This window comes from Kribbella sp. VKM Ac-2566 (assembly GCF_004366005.1).
GTDB classification, from domain to species: domain Bacteria; phylum Actinomycetota; class Actinomycetes; order Propionibacteriales; family Kribbellaceae; genus Kribbella; species Kribbella pratensis.
Map to the genome: position 1 here is coordinate 555,419 of NZ_SODT01000010.1, position 18,416 is coordinate 573,834.

Below are 18,416 nucleotides of genomic sequence, written 5' to 3' on the forward strand. Positions count from 1 at the left end.
CTAGTCGAGCGATCAAGCCCCGGGTACCCCGGAATTGATTGCCTCGATCAACTTCGGCCGCAGTTCGCGGGCACTGATCACGGCGTCCACGGACCCGACCTCGCGGGCTCGCTCGATGCTGTGCACCCGGTCGAACTCGGTCGCGACCTCGCCCAGTTTCTCTGCCCGTACGACGGTTCGCACGTCCGCGAGCTCCGTGGCCAGGGCCGCCCGCTCCGCACCGGCGGCCGCGCCGACCCGCTCGGCCAGCGACGCCACCCGCGGATCCGCGGCGGTCCGCGCGTCCACCTCGGCCGCGAACACCACCGCAGCCGCCGGCGCGCCGCCGAGCACCGAGGCGAACGATCCCTCCACCGCGAGCACCGTCATCGACGGGTTCAGCGACTTCGAGAACACCACGAACGCGCCGCCGTGGTACCGCGAGACCACGCAGAACACGATCGGCCCGCGGAAGTTCACGATCGCGCGCCCGATCTCGGCGCCGTACTCGAGCTGCAGGTTCCGCATCGAGTCCGGTGACCCGTCGAACCCGGACAGGTTCGCCAGCACCACCAGCGGCCGGTTCCCGCTGGCCGAGTTGATCGCCCGCGCGACCTTCTTCGACGACCGCGGGAACAGCGTGCCGGCGGTGTACGTGTCCGGCCCGTCGGTGGGCGGGAAGCCGCGCCGCGGCACCGACCGCGACTCGATCCCGACCAGACACACCGGGAACCCGCCGAGCCGCGCGTCCTGCACGACCGCCGTGTCGGCGTCGGCCATCCCGGCCCAGCGCTCCAGCACCGGGTGGTCCTGGTCGGTGACGGCCCGCATCAGCGTGCGGATGTCGAACGCCTTCTTCCGGTCCGGGTTCGTCGTCGCCGAGAAGATCTCGCCGATCGTCTTGAAGTCGCTGCCGGCGACGTCGTGCGGGTACGGCGTGACATCGCGATCCACCGGGTCGGACGTCTGCGCCCGTCGCGGACCCTGCTCCCCCGGTGCGACGTACGTGTGGTCGTAGTGCGTCATCAGCACGTCCCGGGCGCCCTTCAGGTCCGGCGCCCAGTACTGCGCCTGCCCGTTCGGGCCCATCACCCGGTCGTAGCCGCCGATGCCGAAGTTGTCCTCGGCCGAGACGCTGCCGGAGAAGTCCAGTGTCTGCTTGCCGGTCAGCACCATCGCGCTGTCCGGCGTCATCACCAAGATGCCCTTGGTGTGCATCAGCATCGTCGCCTCGGCGTTCCAGTACGGCTGCGCGCCGACGTTGATCCCCGCGACCACGACGTTGATCTCGCCGCCGGCCTGGGTGAACTCGACGATCCGCTTCAGCGCCTTCGCGACCCAGTCCATGTTCTCGGTGCCGGAGTCCATCGAGATCCGGGCACCGGCGGACAGCGAGTACCACTCGACCGGCACTCTCATCTGCTCGGCCAGGTCGAGTGCCGCGATGATCCGCGAGCACTCCGCCTCGGCCACCGCGCCGAGCGCCATGGTCGGGTCGCCGCTCATCGCGACCCGGGTGACGCCCTCGGGGTACCGCGTGGTCGGCGTGGTGACGATGCCGACGATGATGCCGGCCTTGTTCAGGCCCTTCGCCCGCTCCACCGGGACCAGGCGACCGGCGTCGTCGAGGTCGTGCTCGACGAACGAACCGCCCTGGCCGGCGACCATGCCGCTGACCTCGTACGGGTAGATCGTGTTCCGCCGCCGGGACCGCTGCACCTTCTGCGCGTAGTCGTCGAGCGGCAGCAACCGCCCGGTCGGCGGCTGCTCGATCGACGTCACGACGCCGGCGCCGTGCTGGTAGTAGAACCGGGCCGCGACCGGGTTGATCGAGCCGTCCGGCGCGACCACGTCGCCCTGCACCAGGACCTCCTCGATCCCGGCGCCCGCGGTCATCGGGGCGATGTTGCGCTGCAGCGCGGTCACCTCGTCGACCTGGACGTCGACCACCGGCCAGATCTGCACCCAGACGTGGTTCATGTCCAGCTTGGCGCCGGCCGCGCCGCGGGCGGTCCGGGCCCGGCGGATCGCCTCGAGGCAGTTCGAGATCGCGCGCTCCGCGTGCGGCAGCGACGTGACCTGCCCGTCCTCGTCCCGGACGACGACGAACTGGCGTACCTGGGCGAGCGCGACGAGCCGCCGGTCGGCCTCGTTGTCGCGGGCGACGCAGTAGTAGAGGAGCACGTCCTCCGGCGCGTCGAGACGGGTGATGCGGAAGTCGCGCAGCCGCCACAGGTTCAGGCGACGGCCGACCATCGGGTGCACGCCGCGGACGTTGTCGTCCTCGGTCATCGACCCGCCGGCCGGGCGGTACGTGAAGTAGGAGACCGGCCGGCCCTGTCCCGGGGCGACCGCGACCGAGATCCGGCGTACCCGCTGGGCGACCGGAAGGTCGGCGACCATCCGGCGGTACAGGTCCGCGGCGTCCTGCTGCGAGTCCGGCAGGTCCGGGCCGTACAGGTAGAGCTCGACGACGGCCTCGTGGCCCGCCGTACGGGCGTCGATCCGGTCGGTCAGGGCGCGCGACAGGCCGCTGTCCCGGTCCGCCAGTTCGGCGACCGTCCCGACCGTCGTGACGAGGTGGCTCGGGCGGTCGTCGATCGAGTAGTCGGCGGTCGCGAACGGCCGCCCGTCGACGGCGAACTCGCGCAGGTCGTGCAGCTCGTACTCGCGGTAGTGCCGCCGGACGAGCACCTCGAGCATCGGCTCCCGCTCGCCCCAGCCGCCTTCCAGCCGCTCGGCGAGGAACCGGACGATCGGCTCCGGGATCGCGGCCAGCGCGTCGATGCGCCGCTGCCGCTCCGGCGAGTCCGGGAGCGTCGCCAGGTCGGCGACCTCGTCGCCCACGCCCGCGATGATCGACGCGCGCTCGGCGTCGACCTGCGGCTGGTCGAACCACCGGAACCGCACACTCCGGGCCAGGTCACCGACGACCGGGAACCGCAGCTGCGTGGCCAGCACCAGCCGGTCCAGCAGCTCGTGCACGCACTCGTCCAGTGGCGCCTCCGGCAGCGGCTCGGCGATCCACCGCTGCAGCACGGACGTCACCAGCAGTACGTCGGGACTCGAGCGCTGCTGCGCCAGGAAGATCCGGAAGACCGCCTCCTCCAGCTCAGGGCTCCGCTCCAGACCTGTCACCCCGTAGTGGCTCAGCACCCGGGTCAATCGGGCCTGGAACTCGGCCGGCAGGCCACCGCGGTCCGGATCCAGGCTCTGCAGGTACGTGTAGAAATACTCGCGCGGGCTGTGCACCCGGTTCTCGAGGGTGGTGTCCGTCCCGGCCGGCCGGTTGCGGCTCAGCTCGGCGAAGTCCGCGAACACCGTCAGCAGCTCGATCTCCGGACCGATCGGCGGCCCGGAGCGCTGATGCGCGAGCTCGGACCGCGCGGCGAGGTAGTCGGCCAGCATGCCGCCCTCGTCCTGCGGATCGATGTCGAACCCGAGCAGCATGCTGCGCAGATCGTCCAGCCCGCGCTCCAGCCGCTCGGCCGCGGACTTCTCCCCGGTCCCGTTCGGCAGATCGAGCTGTACGCCGTTCTGCACCGGAGCAGCCTCCACTGCGGCCGCGTCGTCCGCGAGCGGCTCCAGCCGGAGCAGGGGTGCGCCCGTCTCCACCTGGCTGCCGGTCGAGACCAGCAACTCCTTCACGGTCGCCTTGAACGGCGCGTACAGCACCGTCTCCATCTTCATGCTCTCGAGCACCAGCACCGGGGCGCCGGCCTCGACCTCGGCCCCGGTCTGCACCGGCGTCGCCACCACAAGCGCCGGGGCAGGCGAACGCAGTACGCCGCCCTCGTCGCGACTCACGCGGTGCGTGACGCCGTCGACCTCGACCAGGTGCACCGGGCCGTGGGTCGCGGTCACCAGGCGGAACCGCTGCCCGCCGACGACCAGCCGGCTCCGGTACTCGTCCAGCCGCTCCAGCTCGGCGTCCACCACCTTGAGGTGGTCGTTGCCGTTGCCGACGCCGACACGGAACCGCTCCGGACCGATCCGCGCCACCGTCACCCGGTAGCTCGCGCCACGCAGCTTCAGGTCGATCGCGCGACCGACCTCGTGCTGGACCTGCGGGCGACCGCCGTGCGCGGTCTCGTACAACCGGGTGCGCTCGACCTGCTCGGCGTCCTCGTACCCCTCGATCGCGGCCGCGACCAGGGCGATACCGGAGTGCCGGTGCGAGACCAGCCGGCCCTCACCGCGGACGCGGTCGATCCAGCCGGTGTCGGCGCTGCCGTCGATCACCTCGGGCTGGTCGAGCAGCTCGAGGATGAAGCTCTTGTTGGTCGCGCCGCCCTCGATCAGGACGGTCGTCGCCTGCATCGCACGCCGCAGCCGCGCGAGCGCCTCCTCGCGGGTCCGCCCGTACCCGATGATCTTCGCGATCATCGAGTCGAAGTCCGCCGGGATGCTGTCCCCCGCGCTCACGCCGGTGTCGACCCGGATGCCGGGTCCGGCCGGAAGGTCGAGTACGGCGATCCGCCCGGGCGACGGCGCGAAGTCGCGGTCCGGGTCCTCGGCGTTCAGCCGGGCCTCGACCGCGTGGCCGCTCTCGATCGGCCGCACGCCCTCCAGGCGGCCGCCGGACGCGACGTGCAACTGGGCCTTCACCAGGTCGAACCCGGTGGTCAGCTCGGTGATCGGGTGCTCGACCTGGAGCCGGGTGTTCACCTCGAGGAACGCGAACGACTTCTCCCCCGGGTGGTACAGGAACTCGACCGTCGCGGCGCCCCGGTACCCGACCGCGATCGCCAGCCGCTCGGCCGACGCCTTCAGGTCGTCGACCTGGGACGCGGACAGCAGCGGGGACGCGGACTCCTCGATCACCTTCTGGTTGCGGCGCTGCACCGAGCAGTCCCGGACGCCGAGCGCCCACGCCGTACCTTCGCCGTCCGCGATCACCTGGACCTCGACGTGCCGCGCACCGGTGACGAGCCGTTCGAGGAACACGACACCGCTGCCGAACGCACGGGCCGCCTCGTCACTGGTCCGCGCGTACGCGTCGGAGAGCTCGTCGGCGGAGCGCACCACCCGGATGCCGCGGCCACCGCCGCCGGCCGTTGCCTTGAGCATCAACGGGTACCCGATCCGCTCGGCCGCCGCGAGCGCCGCGTCCAGCGACTCGACCGCTCCGCGGCTCCACGGCGCGACCGGTACGCCGACCTCCTCGGCGATCAGCTTCGAGCCGATCTTGTCGCCGAGCTTGCGCATCGCGTCGGCCGACGGGCCGATGAAGGTCACGCCGATCCGGTCGCACAGCTCCGCGAACGCCGGGTCCTCGGCGACGAATCCCCAGCCGACCCAGGCGGCGTCCGCCCCGGTCTCGCGGAGCGCGCGCTCCAGGACCTTCCGGTCCAGGTACGGCCGGGCCGACGCCGGCCCGAGCGGGTACGTGATGTCCGCCGCCCGCACGAAGGTCGCCGTCCGCTCGCCGTCGGTGAACAAGGCCACGGTCTCGATCGGGTCACCGCCTTCGGCGTTGACTTCGCGGACCGCGTTGATCAGCCGCATCGCGGCTTCACCCCGGTTCACTATTGCGATACGCTTGAACATCGACCGCCTCCGTGTCTCACCCTGAGTTGCGCGGACAGACCTCTCCCCTGGATCGCAGGAGACAGGTGTCGCTGGCACAGGTTTTCAGCCCATCGCCGTTACCGTCGAGTCGGCCCCCCTCCTAGGCGTGTTTCCAGCCCTGCTACCACCCCCGCCGACACCCGGCTGTGGCCCTGACCCCAGGGTGTGGAAACCTCCAGGGCAGGGCTTCTGGGAGGGGATGAAGAACGTGACCGACGCGTTGATCGACCGGCTGCGGGGCGAGGTCGCCGGACCGGTGCTGGCACCGGGTGACAAGGGGTACGACGAGGAGCTGTCCGGGTTCAACCTGGCGGTGACGCACACGCCGGACGTCGTGGTCGGGCTGATGTCCGAGGCCGACGCCGTCGCGGTGGTCCGCGCCGCGGCGGAGACCGGTACGCCGGTCCGCGTGCTGGCGACCGGCCACGGCATCCCGAACCCGATGCGGGGCGGGATCGTGGTGACCACCCGGCGGATGACCGGCGTGACCGTGGACGCCGAGGAGCAGGTCGCGCACATCGCGGCGGGCACCCAGTGGGCCGAGGTGATCGCCGCGGCCGCGCCGTACGGGCTGGCACCGATCACCGGCGCGTCCGACGCCGTCGGCTGCATCGGGTACACACTCGGCGGCGGCCTCGGCCCGCTCGCCCGGACGTATGGCTTCTCGTCCGACTGGGCACGTGAGTTCCGGGTCGTGACGGCAGCCGGTGAAGTGGTGACCGCGAACGAGACCGAGCACCCGGACCTGTTCTGGGCGTTGCGCGGCGGCAAGGGCGGCTTCGGCATCGTCACCGAGATGGACTTCGGGCTGGTCGAGCTGCGCACGCTGTACGGCGGTTCGGTGTTCTTCGACGCGGAGCACATCGCGTCCGCGCTGACCACCTGGGCCGAGTGGACGAACGCGCTGCCGGAGAGCGCAAACTCGTCGGTCGTGATCCTGCGGCTGCCGCCGCTCGAGTTCATCCCCGAACCGCTGCGCGGCAAGACGGTGCTGAGCGTGCGTTTCGCGTACGTCGGTGACGCGGCCGACGGCAAGCGGCTCTTCCAGCCGATCCGCGACGCCGCTCCGGCGCTGATCGACGCCGTCGGCGAGATGCCGGCGACCGACATCGCGCTGATCCACAACGACCCGAAGGACCCGACGCCGTCGTGGGACCGCGGGCTGATGCTCGCCGAGCTGGACGCCGAGTTCATCGCCACGTTCCTGGACGTGGCCGGCCCGGAGCAGCAGCTCCCGCTGGTCGCGGTCGAGCTCCGGCACCTCGGCGGCGCGACGGAACGCGACGTCCCCGAGGGCAGCGCGGTCGGCGGGCGGAGTGGGGCGTGCACGCTGACGCTGATCGGCGTACCGGACCCGAGCCTGTTCGAAAAGGTGCTCCCGGCAACGGTCGACGGGATCCTCGGGCGGCTCGAGCCGTGGGTGTCCGAGGAGACCACGGTGAACTTCGCCGGCGGGTTCGCACTGCCGGGGTCGTACGAGAAGTCGTGGCCGGCGGACACGTTCGCGCGGCTGGCCGACGTACGGTCGACCTACGACCCTGACACGCTGTTCCCGTTCGGACCCCGCCAGGAGAACTCGGGTTCGTAACCGAGCAGGCGGCGCGCCTTCTCGATCGACAGCAACGTCTCGTTCGGGCCGAACGGGCGCTTCACTGCTACGCCGGGGAACACCTCGGCGAGGAGCTCCTCGTTCGGCCGGGACATCACCGTGTCGGCGTTCGCGACGATGAACACGTCCGTCCCGGTCACGCCGTACTCGAGCGCCTTGCGGACGGCCTGTGCGCCGTCGCGGGCGTCGATGTAGCCCCAGAGGTTCCACTTGCGGGCGTGGGCGTCCGCGTCGAACGCCGGGAACCGCGCGTAGTCCTCCGGGTACATCACGTTGGAGAAGCGCAGCCCGATCAGCTTCAGGTCCGGATGCCACCGGCACAGCTGCCGGGCCAGCTCCTCCTCGAGCGTCTTGACCAGCGAATACGTGCTGTTCGGCCGCGGCGGATAGTCCTCGTCCACCGGCACGTACGGCGGGAACTCGTCGAACGGCAGGCCCAGCACGGTCTCGCTCGACGCCCACACGATGTTGCGGACGCCGGCTCGCAGCGCCGCCGAGAACACGTTGTACGTCACCGTCATGTTGTTCTGGAACGTCGCCGCGTTCGGCCGCAGGCCCGGCGCCGGGATCGCGGCGAGGTGCACGACCGCGTCGACACCGTCGTGCCGGTCGTCGATCCCGGCGATCGCCTCGTAGGTCTGGCCGAAATCGGTCAGATCCAGCCGCGTCGACGTCACGTCGGCGCGCGCCGGTGCGGCCTGGTCGAGTGCGACCACGTCCCAACCGTGGTCCGCCAGGTGATCGACGACCGCTCTGCCGAGCTTGCCGCTGCTTCCGGTGACTGCAACCCGCCTCGCTTCGTTCACCACGCGATCATCGCACTAGGGTGTGAGAAGCCACGGCGGAAGGACACATCGTGAAACTTGCTGGCCGGATGGATCGGCTGGGAACCGAGTCTGCGTTCGAGGTTCTGGCGAAAGCGAAGGCCCTGGAGGCACGGGGTCGCGAGATCGTGCACCTCGAGATCGGCGAACCGGACTTCGACACGCCGCCGCACGTGATCGCCGCCGCGCAGCAGGCCCTGGACAAGGGGTTCACCCACTACGTGCCGGCGCCCGGTATCCCCGAGCTGCGGACCGCGGTCGCGGACTTCCTGGAGCGCACCGGCCGGCTGCGCACGACGCCCGACCGGGTGCTGATCACGCCCGGCGCGAAGCCGATCATGTTCTTCACGATCCTGGCGCTCTGCGAGGAGGGCGACGAGGTCCTCTATCCGGACCCCGGGTTCCCGATGTACGCCTCGATCGCGTCCTTCGCCGGCGCGACGCCGGTGCCGGTGCCGCTGCGCGAGGAGAACGGCTTCGTCATCGACCCCGAGGAACTGCGGTCGCTGGTGACGGACCGGACCAAGCTGCTGATCCTCAACTCCCCGCACAACCCGTGCGGCAGCGCGTCGACGCCCGAACAGCTGCAGGCGATCGCCGAGATCGCGATCGAGCACGACCTCGTCGTCCTGAGCGACGAGGTCTACTGGGCGCTGCGGTACGACGGTGAGCACCACAGCGTGCTCGACGTCGACGGAATGGCTTCCCGGACCGTCCTTCTCGACGGCTGGTCGAAGACGTTCGCGATGACGGGCTGGCGACTGGGCTTCGGCGTGTTCCCGGAGCCGCTGGTGGAGCCGGTGACGCGGCTGATGATCAACTCGGTGTCGTGTACGTCGGCGTTCAGCCAGCACGCCGCGATCGCAGCCCTCGAAGGGCCGTGGGACGACGTCGACCGGATGCTCGAGGCGTTCCGCGAACGGCGCGAGGTGATCGTCTCCGGGCTCAACGCCGTACCGGGTGTGTCGTGTGTGGAACCGGGTGGAGCGTTCTACGCGTTCCCGAACATCAGCGAGCTCGGCGTGTCGGCGGCGACCCTGTCGGACAGGTTGCTCGACGAGGCCGGGGTCGCGTGCCTGCCCGGTACCTCGTTCGGCATCTACGGCGAGAACCACCTGCGTTTCTCGTACGCCAACTCGGTCGAAAACATCCGCAAGGCCCTCGACGCGTTCACGACTCTTGTGCGCTGACCACCACCAACCAGTCAGCGCTGACCACCCGGTACCCGAGCCCGTACAGCCCGCGCAGGATCCCCGGAACGTGCCGGGCGCCGTACACGACCGCGACCTCGATGTCCTCGTCGCCACGCTCCCGGACGACCTCGGCGACCGCTGCGACGGCTCGGCCGTCGCGGCGGTCGAGCAACAGGTCGAGGAAATCGTCCCACTGCTCACTGCGCAACTCGTCCTGCGCCGTCGGGAGATCGTTGACCTCGATGTCGGGTGACAGCAGCGTGCGCCGCCCGGCGAAGAACTGGCCGATCGACACCACCGGAACCGAGGCCCAGGTCAGCGCCCGGACCTTCCACGACAACTTCTGAAAACCCTCCTGGAACTCCTCCCCCGAGAGGTCCGGGGCGACGAGCGGTACGCCGAGGTCGCCGTACGGAATGTCGTCCTCGACCAGCCCGGACTCCTCGTTCACCGGCATCACCCTGTACGTCGCCGTCAGCCCGTCGGCCGCCGCCGACTCACCCTGGATTCCTTCGACGACGAGCAGGTCGCACTCGCGCAGGCGGGACTCGACCGCGCGGAAGAACCGGGGGTCCGCCACGTGCAGCATCGGGAAGATCACGATGGCCGGGCCACCGCCGCGCCTGGTCAGCCGCAGTACGGCGGACCTGGTCCCCACGATGCTGTTCTCGATGATCTGCATGGTCTCCACCCCCTCCTGACAGTGTCGGGTCGGGCGGGGTCAGCCGTGTGGCGCCGTGTGACACAGTGGGCTGATCATGAGCAACCAGCACGGGCATACACATCGGCTCGACCTAGACGACGCCTCGGTCCGCGAGTGGGACGCGACGGTCGTCGGCGTGGATCCGGAGCGCGGGATCGTGCTCGACCGGTCCGCGTTCTACCCCGGTGGCGGCGGGCAGCCGCCGGACCAGGGTGTGCTGCTGTGGGGCGGCGTACGGACGCGGATCATTGGGACGACCAAGGGTGACGACCTGTACCTGGTGCCGCACGAGGAGGACCCGGTGCCGGCGGCCGGGACCGCGGTGCGCGGGGCGCTCGACGACGAGCGGCGTACTCAGCTGATGCGGACGCACTCCGGGCTGCATGTGCTGACCGGAGTGGTGTTCCGCGACTTCGGAGCCCTCGTCACGGGCGGGAACATGGAACCGTTGTCGGCGCGGATGGACTTCGATCTGGCCGACGTACCGCCCGACTTCAAGGACCGGGTCGCGGAGGCGGTCAACGCGGAGATCCGCACCGACCGGAGGATCACGACCAGCTTTCTCCCGCGCGAGGAGGCGTTCGCGATCCCGGACATCATCCGGACGGCGACGAACCTGCTGCCGCCCGATATCGAGATCGTCCGGATCGTCGACATCGCCGGCCTCGACACCCAGGCCGACGGCGGCACGCACGTCGCTTCGACCGCGCTGATCGGCCGCATGGAGGTCGTCAAGATGGAGAGCAAAGGCAGAGGCTTCCGCCGTCTCCGCGTCCGGATCACCTGACGGCGGACGGAGTTACGGGCGCGGCTTCTTCTTCAGCTCCGCCTCTTGCCGCCGGACCTCCGCCAGCGTCGCACGTTCGTGCTGCAGCCAGTCCGGGTTCTCGTCCCGGATGGCCTCGATGTCGTCCGTGGTCAGCGCCTCGGTGATCCCGGCCCGGGCCAGGCCACTGATCGAGACGCCGAGCCTGGCCGCCACCACCGACCGCGGGTGCGGCCCGGTACGCCGGAGCTCCCGCAACCACTCGGGCGGGTCGGCCTGCAGCGCGTTCAGCTCGTCCCGGGACACGACACCCTCCTGGAACTCCGCAGGCGTGGCCGGGAGGTACACGTCCAGCTTCTTCGCCGCCGTGGCAGGCTTCATGGTCTGGGGTGTCTTGCGCGCCGTCATGGCAGCAGCGTAACGCCCGGTAACCTCAGAGCCGTGACCGGATTCCGGCTGGGCTACGTCCCCGGCGTGACACCCGCCAAATGGGTTCGGATCTGGACGGAGCGACTCCCCCGCGTCCCGCTCGAACTCGTCCAGGTCTCCGCCGCCGAAGCCCCCGATCTGGTACGCCGGGGTGACGCCGACTCCGTCCTCCTGCGCCTCCCGATCGACCGCACCGGACTGCACGCGATCCCGCTGTACGTCGAGCAGACGGTCGTCGTGGTGCCCAAGGACCACCTGATCACCGCGGCCGAGGAGGTCACCGTCGACGACCTCGCGGACGAGCTGATGCTGCACCCGCAGGACGACGTACTCGACTGGGACCGCCCACCCGGCCGGCTGATCGACGAGCGCCCGGCCCGCACCGGCGACGCGATCGAGCTGGTTGCCATGGGCACCGGGCTGCTGGTGGTCCCGCAGTCGCTGGCCCGGCTGCACCACCGCAAGGACCTGACCTACCGCCCGCTGACCGGCGGACCGGAGTCGCAGGTCGCGCTGAGCTGGCCGGAGGACGAGACCAGCGAACTGGTCGAGCACTTCATCGGCATCGTCCGCGGCCGGACCGCGAACAGCACCCGCGGGCCCGCCACGCCCCAACGGCAGAAGAAGCCCGCCGCCCAGCCTTCCAAGCCGGCCCGGCCGAAGAAATCCCGTCGCCGGCGCTAGCCACTGGAAATAAGTTGAGTCTTCAACTAACATCATCGGTATGGCGATCTTCCGGTTGAACCACGCGGTCCTGTATGTGCGCGACGTCGCGGCGAGCGTCGCGTTCTACCGAGACGTCCTCGGCTTCGGCTACACCGAGACCGGCGACGCCATCCCCGGCGCGGCGTTCCTCCGGGCGCCCGGGTCGAGCAACGACCACGACCTGGGCCTGTTCCAGATCGGGTCGCAGGCCGGACCGTCGGGCGCCGGGCGGACGACGGTCGGCCTCTACCACTTGGCCTGGGAGGTCGACACCCTCGGCGACCTCGAGGTCCTGGCGGGCAAGCTCAGCGAGCACGACGCCCTGGTCGGCGCGTCCGACCACGGGACCACGAAGTCCCTGTACGGCAAGGACCCCGACGGCCTCGAGTTCGAGATCGTCTGGATCATCCCCGCCGATCTCCTCACCGACGAGGACCGCAACAAGACCGGCATCTCCCGCCTCAACCTTCCCGCCGAAATCACGAAGTACGGTCGCGAGGCCCGCAGCGGAGTAGGCATCTCCCGCGTCGGCTGATCTGGGGCGCTAACGACAGGACGTGTCCGGCGATCGGGGTCAACTCTCGGCCGGCTCACGCGGGCAACGGCGTCTACGTATAGGACTACGTCCTGTCGTTACGGCAGCTTCAGCCGCGGGTGATCTGTTCTGCGATCCGTAGTGCACCGGCCAGGACGGTGAGGACTGGGTTGACGCCTCCGTTGGTGACGTGGACGGAGGCGTCGGTGATCCACAGGTTGTCGTGGCCCCAGACCCGGCCGTGGGGATCGGTGACCGATCGGGCCGGGTCGTCGCCCATCCTGCAGGTCCCCGCCTGATGCTGCCCGGTGCTGGCGGACCCCACCGTGCGGACCTCGCCGACGGACGTCCGGACCGCACCCGCTTCCTCGAGCCAGGCCTTTGCTTTGGCACTCATGAACTGATGGGCGCGGAGGTCCTCGGGATGGATCGACCCACTCGTCACCACCACCGGATTACCGAACCGGTCGACGACGGACGGATCGACGCGGACGCGGGAGTCCGCCGACGTGACCTCCTGGATCGGGCCGACGACCCGGAGCATCCGCCGTATCTCACGCCGCATCGCCTGCACGCTCTCCGCACCGGCCCGCGGGATCAGCCCGGCGCCGGTCAGATAGTCGTACACCGCGGCAGGCGTCGGCACGAACTCGTTGGCGAGCATGCCACCGCCGACGATCCCGTCGTTCCCGTGCCGGAAGTCGCAGGTCGCGATCGAGACACCGGGCCCGACAAGATCGACCACCTCGTCCTCGAACAGCCCGACCGCTCCGGCGTACACATGCGCCTGCAGATGCCGGCCGACCTGATCCTGGTTGTTGCCGATCCCGTGCGGCTCGCCGTCGTGAGCGCTGTTCAAGAGCAACCGTGGTGTTTCCGAAGCACCCGCCGCGACCACCACCTCTTCACACCAAACGGTCCGACGCCAGATCCCGCCGTACCCGTCGCTCGCGACCAGCGCGACGCCGACGACCCGGCCGGTCGCGTCGGTGACGAGTCGCTCGGCCGTCGTCTCGGTGACCAGCGTGCAGTTCCCGGTCGCGAGCGCTGCGGGCAGCGCGGTGTTGTGCGTTCCGGCCTTAGCTTCCACCGGGCAGGCGAACCCGACGCACAGACCGCACCGAACGCATCCGGAGCGCCCTTGGTAGTCGACCGAGTTGATCAGCAGCGGTACGTCGAGAGTCCCCCACCCGAGCCGCTCGGCGGCTCCCGCCAGCAGATCAGCCGGCCCGGTCCTGGGCAACGGCGGCATCGGCAGCGGGATGGACCGCGGCCCGTGCCACGGGTCCACGCCACCGCCACTCACCCCGAACCGTTGCTCCGCCAACGAGTAGTAGGGCTCCAACTCGTCGTAGGAAATCGGCCAATCGGCCAGCGCACTTCCCTCCGGTACGCCGTACGTCGTGGCCATCCGGAAGTCCTGCGGCACGAACCGCCATGCCTGCGCGCCGTACACCCGCGTGCCGCCGCCGACCGTGAACGCGTTGTTCCCCCACCCACCGTCCGGCGGCAGCACCTCGCTTCGCACACCGTCCACCACTGACACCCGTGGCCGCCCCGCCGGGTCGGGATCCGTCAGCGCCGGCAGACCCGCCACGGACCGCGGATTCCGCAGGTGATCGCGCGCCAACGACTCCGTCGACGGGTAGCTGCCCAGCTCCACGACCAGCACCGACCGTCCTGACTCCGCCAGCACCTGTGCGGCCGCACCCCCACCGGCGCCCGAGCCGACCACCACAACGTCGTACCGCTCCCTCAGCGCGTCCCGAGGCGTCACCCGCAACTCGGTCTGCACCGGCGCAAACTCCACGCTCCGCCACCCGACCGTCTCCCAGGTCGCCGGCTCCGCGTAGTACCCCTGCGCAATCAGCCGCACCAGCCAGGGCCGATCTGCACCCGCCTCGTCCGCCAGCGCACGCTCGACCCGCCCGACCCAGTCCGGCCGATCCTCCGTCAGCACACGCTCGACAAAACCAGCCGCCGCCCATCCCTCCCCCGGCAGCACGAACTCCGCCAACCGCTCCAACTCACTCCGCTGCTCCTCAGACAAGCGCACGCGCAAAATCCTTGCACGCGTCACCGCCGCCCGCAGCTTTGTACTTGCGGGTCCATTTTTGCCGAGGAACTCTGTGGGTATGGCACTAGATGACTACTACCTGCTCGGGCGGTCGGGGCTGCGTGTCAGCCGGCTCGCACTGGGCACCATGAACTTCGGGCAAGCCGGGTTCCACGCGCCGTACGGCAAGACCGAGGACGAGGCGCGGGCGATCTTCCGGGCCTATATCGAGGCCGGCGGCAACTTCATCGACACCGCCGACTTCTACACCGCGGGTGAGAGCGAACGGATCCTCGGCCGGTTGATTGCCGAGGCGGGCGTCCGGGAGCGGATGGTGCTCACCACGAAGGCGACCAACAGCGTCGACACCGGCGACCCGAACGCGGGCGGCAACAGCCGCAAGCACCTCATCCGCGCGCTGGACGAGTCCCTGCGCCGACTCGGCACCGACTACGTCGACCTCTTCCTACTGCACACCTGGGACCGCATCACCCCGGTCGACGAGGTACTGCGAACCCTCGACGACCTCGCCCGCGCCGGCAAGATCAGGTACGCCGGACTGTCCGACGTACCCGCCTGGTACGCCGCTCGCGCGCAGACTCTCGCCGACGCGCATTCACTGACCCCGATGGTCAGCCTGCAGCTGCCGTACTCGCTGATCGAGCGGACGATCGAGACCGAGCACGTACCGGTCGCGCAGCAACTCGGACTGGGCGTCACCGCGTGGAGCCCGCTCGGCGGTGGATTCCTGACCGGGAAGTACCAGCGCGACGACACCCAGCAGATCGCAGGCGAAGGCCGTCTCACCGGCGACGGCGCGACCGGGCGGACCTGGTCCGGCCAGGAGTGGGACCTGTTGACGACCATGCGGGACGTGGCGGAGAAGCTTGGCGTGACGATGGCCCAGGTAGCGGTCAACTGGGCCGCAACGCAGCCTGGTGTCGCGTCCGCGATCGTCGGCGCGAGCCGTCCGGAGCAACTGGAGTCCAGCATCGCGGCCCTCGGGTTCGAGTTGCCGGCCGAGTTGCGCGCGACCCTCGACGACGCGAGCGCCGTACCGCCGTCGTCGGTCTACCGGATGTTCACACCGGAGTACCAGAACTGGATCATCAACCCGGGGGCGAAGGTCGCCGACAAGCCGGCCGGCTACCGGCCGCCGGTCGTCAACTGGCGTTAGTCCGCAGGTAGTCCAGGCACAGGTCGAGCGCGTACTCCAGATGCGTCGACGTTCCCGATGACATCAGGATCGCGACGCCGCCCTGGATCGCGGCGATCAGGGCGGCCGAGGCGCGGGCGGGATCCACAGCGGCACGGATCTCGCCCGCGGCCTTCATCTCCTCGATGCCGACTTCGAGCCGGCGCTGCCACTGCGCGAGCAACTGGGCGGTCACCGCCTGCGCGGCCGGGGTGTGCCGGCCGATCTCGGTGATCAGTACGCCGAGCGGACAGTTCACGCCCTGCCGCCGGTACTTCTCGACGACGGCGTCCCGCCAGTCGCGCCACGCGTCCCAGCTGGTCAGCTGCCCGAGGTGCGGCTCCTGGTCCTCGAGAACCTGCTCGGCCTCGCGCTCGGCAACCGCGAGCAGCAACTGTTCCTTGCCGTCCGGGAAGTAATGAAAGAGCTGACTCTTGCCGGTCCGGCTGCGCCGGCCGATGTCGTCCAGCTTCACAGCACTGATCCCACGCTCGCGGATCTCGGCCGCAGCCGCCGCCACGATCCGCTCCCGCGTCGCCGCACCCTTCGCCGTCAGCACATCCTCAAATGTACCCAATGGTCCACGGTCACCTTGCAGGTCTGCGGAACCAGACCACTGCCGCGGCGACTGCCAGGTATGCCAGCGGGATCGCCGGCGACGCCCCGAACAGGAACAGGTTGGTGGCGCCGGCGCCGACCATCAGTGCTACGAGACCGAGCGCGGCCGGCCGGCACAGGCGCGGGATCAGCAGACCGATGGCCCCGGCGAGTTCGAGCGTCCCGACCAGGTACCGCAGCCACTGCCCGGCACCGATCTCGGCGAACATATCGACCATCAGCGGGTCGCCGGTCAGTTTCGGCACGGCCGCCATCACGAACAGCAGGGCCAGGATCGCCTGCACCACCCACAGCGCCACGGTCCGCGGACGGACGGTCCGGCGGGTCGTCACCGTCGTACTCATGAGCTTCTCCTTCGTCGTCGTGTTTCCGGTACGACGAAGATCCCGCCGGCCGCCCGCAGCGGGCATCCGTGACGACTACGGATCCACTACGGAGCGAGGTAGGTGGCGATCGCGCGGGCGCACTCGACGGACTCCGCGTGCGAGCTGTCCACCTCGACGTCGTACGTGACGCCCTCGTGGACGACGTACGCCTGCTGCTCGGCCATGCCGCGGGTGCGGTTGCCGCGCGCGAGCTCGCGGCCCGCGGCGATCTCCGGGGCGCAGTGGACGCCGACGAAGATTGCCTCGACGTCGCCGATCGCGTCCCGCCAGCGCTGCTGCGAGCCGGCGCCGCCGAGGAACACGTCGTCGACGATCACCCGGCCGCCGGCCTGGCACATCGCCACGATCCCGGCGGTCCAGGCGGCGTCCAGCTCCCGGAACGCGGGCCCGACCGACACCTCGCCGTCCGGCCCGATCTCGAGGCCGCCGTCCATCACGGCCGGCAGCGCGTCCACGAAGTCGTCGACGCTGAACCCGAGCCAGGGCTCCGGCAGCACCGCCTGCAGACACCGCACGATCCCGGTCTTCCCGGAACTGGACCCACCGTTGATGATGATCAGTCGAGCCGTCACGCCCGCAAGGCTAGAGGTTCATCCACAGCACCTTCGACAGGTTTCCGCCGCGCCAACCCGAGGAACGGCACCGCCAGCGCCTGGATCCCGGCTGAGACCAGGTACGCCGGTCCGTACCCCCAGAGGTCCGCGGAGCGACCGAGTGTCGGCTGGATCACGACCCCACCGGCCGAGCCGAGCAGGCTGTCGAACGACAGCACCGTCGCCCGCTGCGCCGACGGGATGTGGCTGTTCAGGTACGCCTGCCGCACCGGCGACATCGCGGCGAACAACGTGCCCCACACCATCAGCAGCACCAGCGCGACCCCGAACGACGTCACGACTCCCATCACCGCGATCACGATGCCCGAGGCGACGATCGCTCCGATCAGGATCCCGATCCGGTCGTGGATCAGACGGGAGACGTACGACGCGGACGCGCCGCCGGCGATCTGTGCACCGGCGACGATCCCGGCCGACAGACCGGCGATCGCGTACGAGCCGGTGTGCCCGTAGAGCTGGAGCAGATACGGCTGCGCGGCGTAGAAGCCGTAGACGCTCACCCCGGCCGTGAACGGTCCGGCCAGCATCACCCAGCGGACCCGCCGGTTGAGCAGCCCGTGCCGGAGCGACGCCCGGACGATCCCGGCCATCTCGACCCGCACCGACGTCCGCGGCGCCGGGGTGAAGCCGATGTCCCGCATCGACCGCCACGCCACCACGAACGTGGCCATCAGCAACAACGCGCGAACGACGTACGGCATCCCCAGGTTCGTCAGCTGCGCCAGCACGCCGCCGCCGATCGAGCCGCCCATCATCGCGATCCCGTTCGCCATCTGTCCCTTCGCGAACGCCGCGTCCAGCGACCCGTCGTACCCGGTCGCGTGCAGCCCGTCGACCAGCCAGGCCTCGGTCGCGCCGCTGAAGAACGTGAACCCGAGACCGAGCAGCATCGACACCACCGCCCAGAGCGCGAACGGCGCGTGGGTCCGCCACAGCGCCAGGTAGAGCAGCGTGGTCCCGATCAGGGTGGCCGTGCCCAGGAGGTACGACGCACGCCGCCCGACCGTGTCCGCGACAACACCGGTCGGCACCTCGAACAGCACCATGCCGGCGGTGAAGAACGCGTTCGCGGCGAAGGTCTTCCCGATGCTCAATCCGGCGTCGAGCAGGAACAGCGTGTTGATGCCCCAGATCATCGACGACGCACCCGTCGACACCACGGTCAACGTGAGATAGGTCCGCAGTACTCGCTCGGCTGTCATACCCGGTACGTCGGAGCCGCGGCGGACAGCT

General features: G+C 70.1%; 15 protein-coding genes. 6 read left to right on the plus strand and 9 right to left on the minus strand.

Translation table 11 applies throughout. The features are described 5' to 3' along the window. Window positions 1-12: 12 nt before the first annotated feature. On the minus strand, window positions 13-5,529 hold the full coding sequence (locus EV647_RS21000; RefSeq protein WP_134005384.1) for a carboxyl transferase domain-containing protein: 5,517 nt from the start codon (window positions 5,527-5,529) through the stop codon (window positions 13-15). A 220-nt stretch (window positions 5,530-5,749) separates the two neighbouring features. Between EV647_RS21000 and EV647_RS21005 the strand changes: the two genes are divergently transcribed. Further along, complete coding sequence (locus EV647_RS21005; protein ID WP_134005386.1) at window positions 5,750-7,138, plus strand: FAD-binding oxidoreductase; 1,389 nt, start codon at window positions 5,750-5,752, stop codon at window positions 7,136-7,138. Here the strand turns inward: EV647_RS21005 and EV647_RS21010 are convergent. Then, window positions 7,081-7,965, minus strand: coding sequence for an NAD(P)-dependent oxidoreductase (locus EV647_RS21010; RefSeq protein ID WP_134005388.1), 885 nt, complete (start codon window positions 7,963-7,965; stop codon window positions 7,081-7,083). The genes EV647_RS21005 and EV647_RS21010 overlap by 58 nt on opposite strands. A gap of 50 nt (window positions 7,966-8,015) precedes the next feature. Here EV647_RS21010 and EV647_RS21015 point away from each other — a divergent pair, with 50 nt between their 5' ends. Next, window positions 8,016-9,173 (plus strand): pyridoxal phosphate-dependent aminotransferase, encoded by a 1,158-nt coding sequence (locus tag EV647_RS21015; RefSeq protein WP_134005390.1) that lies wholly within the window; start codon window positions 8,016-8,018, stop codon window positions 9,171-9,173. Here EV647_RS21015 and EV647_RS21020 read toward each other — a convergent pair. After that, a complete protein-coding gene (locus EV647_RS21020) occupies window positions 9,154-9,858 on the minus strand; it encodes a hypothetical protein (RefSeq protein ID WP_134005392.1) in 705 nt (234 codons plus the stop codon). The two genes, EV647_RS21015 and EV647_RS21020, sit on opposite strands and share 20 nt — an antisense overlap. A 76-nt stretch (window positions 9,859-9,934) precedes the next feature. Between EV647_RS21020 and EV647_RS21025 the strand changes: the two genes are divergently transcribed. Beyond that, window positions 9,935-10,666 carry an alanyl-tRNA editing protein gene (locus EV647_RS21025; protein ID WP_134005394.1) on the plus strand — a complete coding sequence of 244 codons (732 nt, stop codon included), beginning with the start codon at window positions 9,935-9,937 and terminating at the stop codon, window positions 10,664-10,666. A gap of 12 nt (window positions 10,667-10,678) precedes the next feature. Here EV647_RS21025 and EV647_RS21030 read toward each other — a convergent pair whose 3' ends face one another. Further along, window positions 10,679-11,053, minus strand: a complete 375-nt coding sequence (locus EV647_RS21030) for a DUF5997 family protein (RefSeq protein WP_134005396.1) — start codon at window positions 11,051-11,053, stop codon at window positions 10,679-10,681. Window positions 11,054-11,086: 33 nt separating this feature from the next. On the opposite strand from EV647_RS21030, the gene EV647_RS21035 reads away from it, so the two are divergent. Both EV647_RS21035 and EV647_RS21040 read left to right on the plus strand, forming a co-directional pair. After that, a complete protein-coding gene (locus tag EV647_RS21035; protein WP_134005398.1) occupies window positions 11,087-11,758 on the plus strand; it encodes a LysR family substrate-binding domain-containing protein in 672 nt (223 codons plus the stop codon). A gap of 40 nt (window positions 11,759-11,798) precedes the next feature. Next, entirely contained in the window at window positions 11,799-12,314 is a 516-nt protein-coding gene (locus tag EV647_RS21040) for a VOC family protein (RefSeq protein WP_134005400.1), read from the plus strand. A gap of 109 nt (window positions 12,315-12,423) precedes the next feature. Here the strand turns inward: EV647_RS21040 and EV647_RS21045 are convergent, their stop codons facing one another. Further along, window positions 12,424-14,370 carry a GMC family oxidoreductase gene (locus tag EV647_RS21045; protein WP_202876253.1) on the minus strand — a complete coding sequence of 649 codons (1,947 nt, stop codon included), beginning with the start codon at window positions 14,368-14,370 and terminating at the stop codon, window positions 12,424-12,426. Window positions 14,371-14,449: 79 nt separating this feature from the next. Here EV647_RS21045 and EV647_RS21050 point away from each other — a divergent pair, with 79 nt between their 5' ends. Further along, entirely contained in the window at window positions 14,450-15,547 is a 1,098-nt protein-coding gene (locus tag EV647_RS21050; protein ID WP_134005404.1) for an aldo/keto reductase, read from the plus strand. On the opposite strand, the gene EV647_RS21055 is transcribed toward EV647_RS21050, so the two are convergent. The 4 genes from EV647_RS21055 to EV647_RS21070 all read right to left on the minus strand — a co-directional run bounded on the left by EV647_RS21055 (window position 15,534) and on the right by EV647_RS21070 (window position 18,385). Then, the gene (locus tag EV647_RS21055; protein WP_134005406.1) at window positions 15,534-16,124 is read right to left on the minus strand and encodes a TetR/AcrR family transcriptional regulator; all 591 of its coding nucleotides are present in this window, start codon (window positions 16,122-16,124) and stop codon (window positions 15,534-15,536) included. The genes EV647_RS21050 and EV647_RS21055 overlap by 14 nt on opposite strands. A gap of 28 nt (window positions 16,125-16,152) precedes the next feature. Continuing rightward, window positions 16,153-16,527, minus strand: coding sequence for a DoxX family protein (locus tag EV647_RS21060; RefSeq protein ID WP_134005408.1), 375 nt, complete (start codon window positions 16,525-16,527; stop codon window positions 16,153-16,155). An 86-nt stretch (window positions 16,528-16,613) separates the two neighbouring features. Then, window positions 16,614-17,141, minus strand: a complete 528-nt coding sequence (gene cpt / locus EV647_RS21065; RefSeq protein WP_134005410.1) for a chloramphenicol phosphotransferase CPT — start codon at window positions 17,139-17,141, stop codon at window positions 16,614-16,616. Beyond that, window positions 17,138-18,385: an MFS transporter gene (locus EV647_RS21070; RefSeq protein ID WP_134005412.1), complete on the minus strand. Its 1,248-nt coding sequence runs from the start codon at window positions 18,383-18,385 to the stop codon at window positions 17,138-17,140. Before EV647_RS21070 ends, cpt begins: the two co-directional genes overlap by 4 nt. Between the last annotated feature and the right edge of the window lie 31 nt (window positions 18,386-18,416).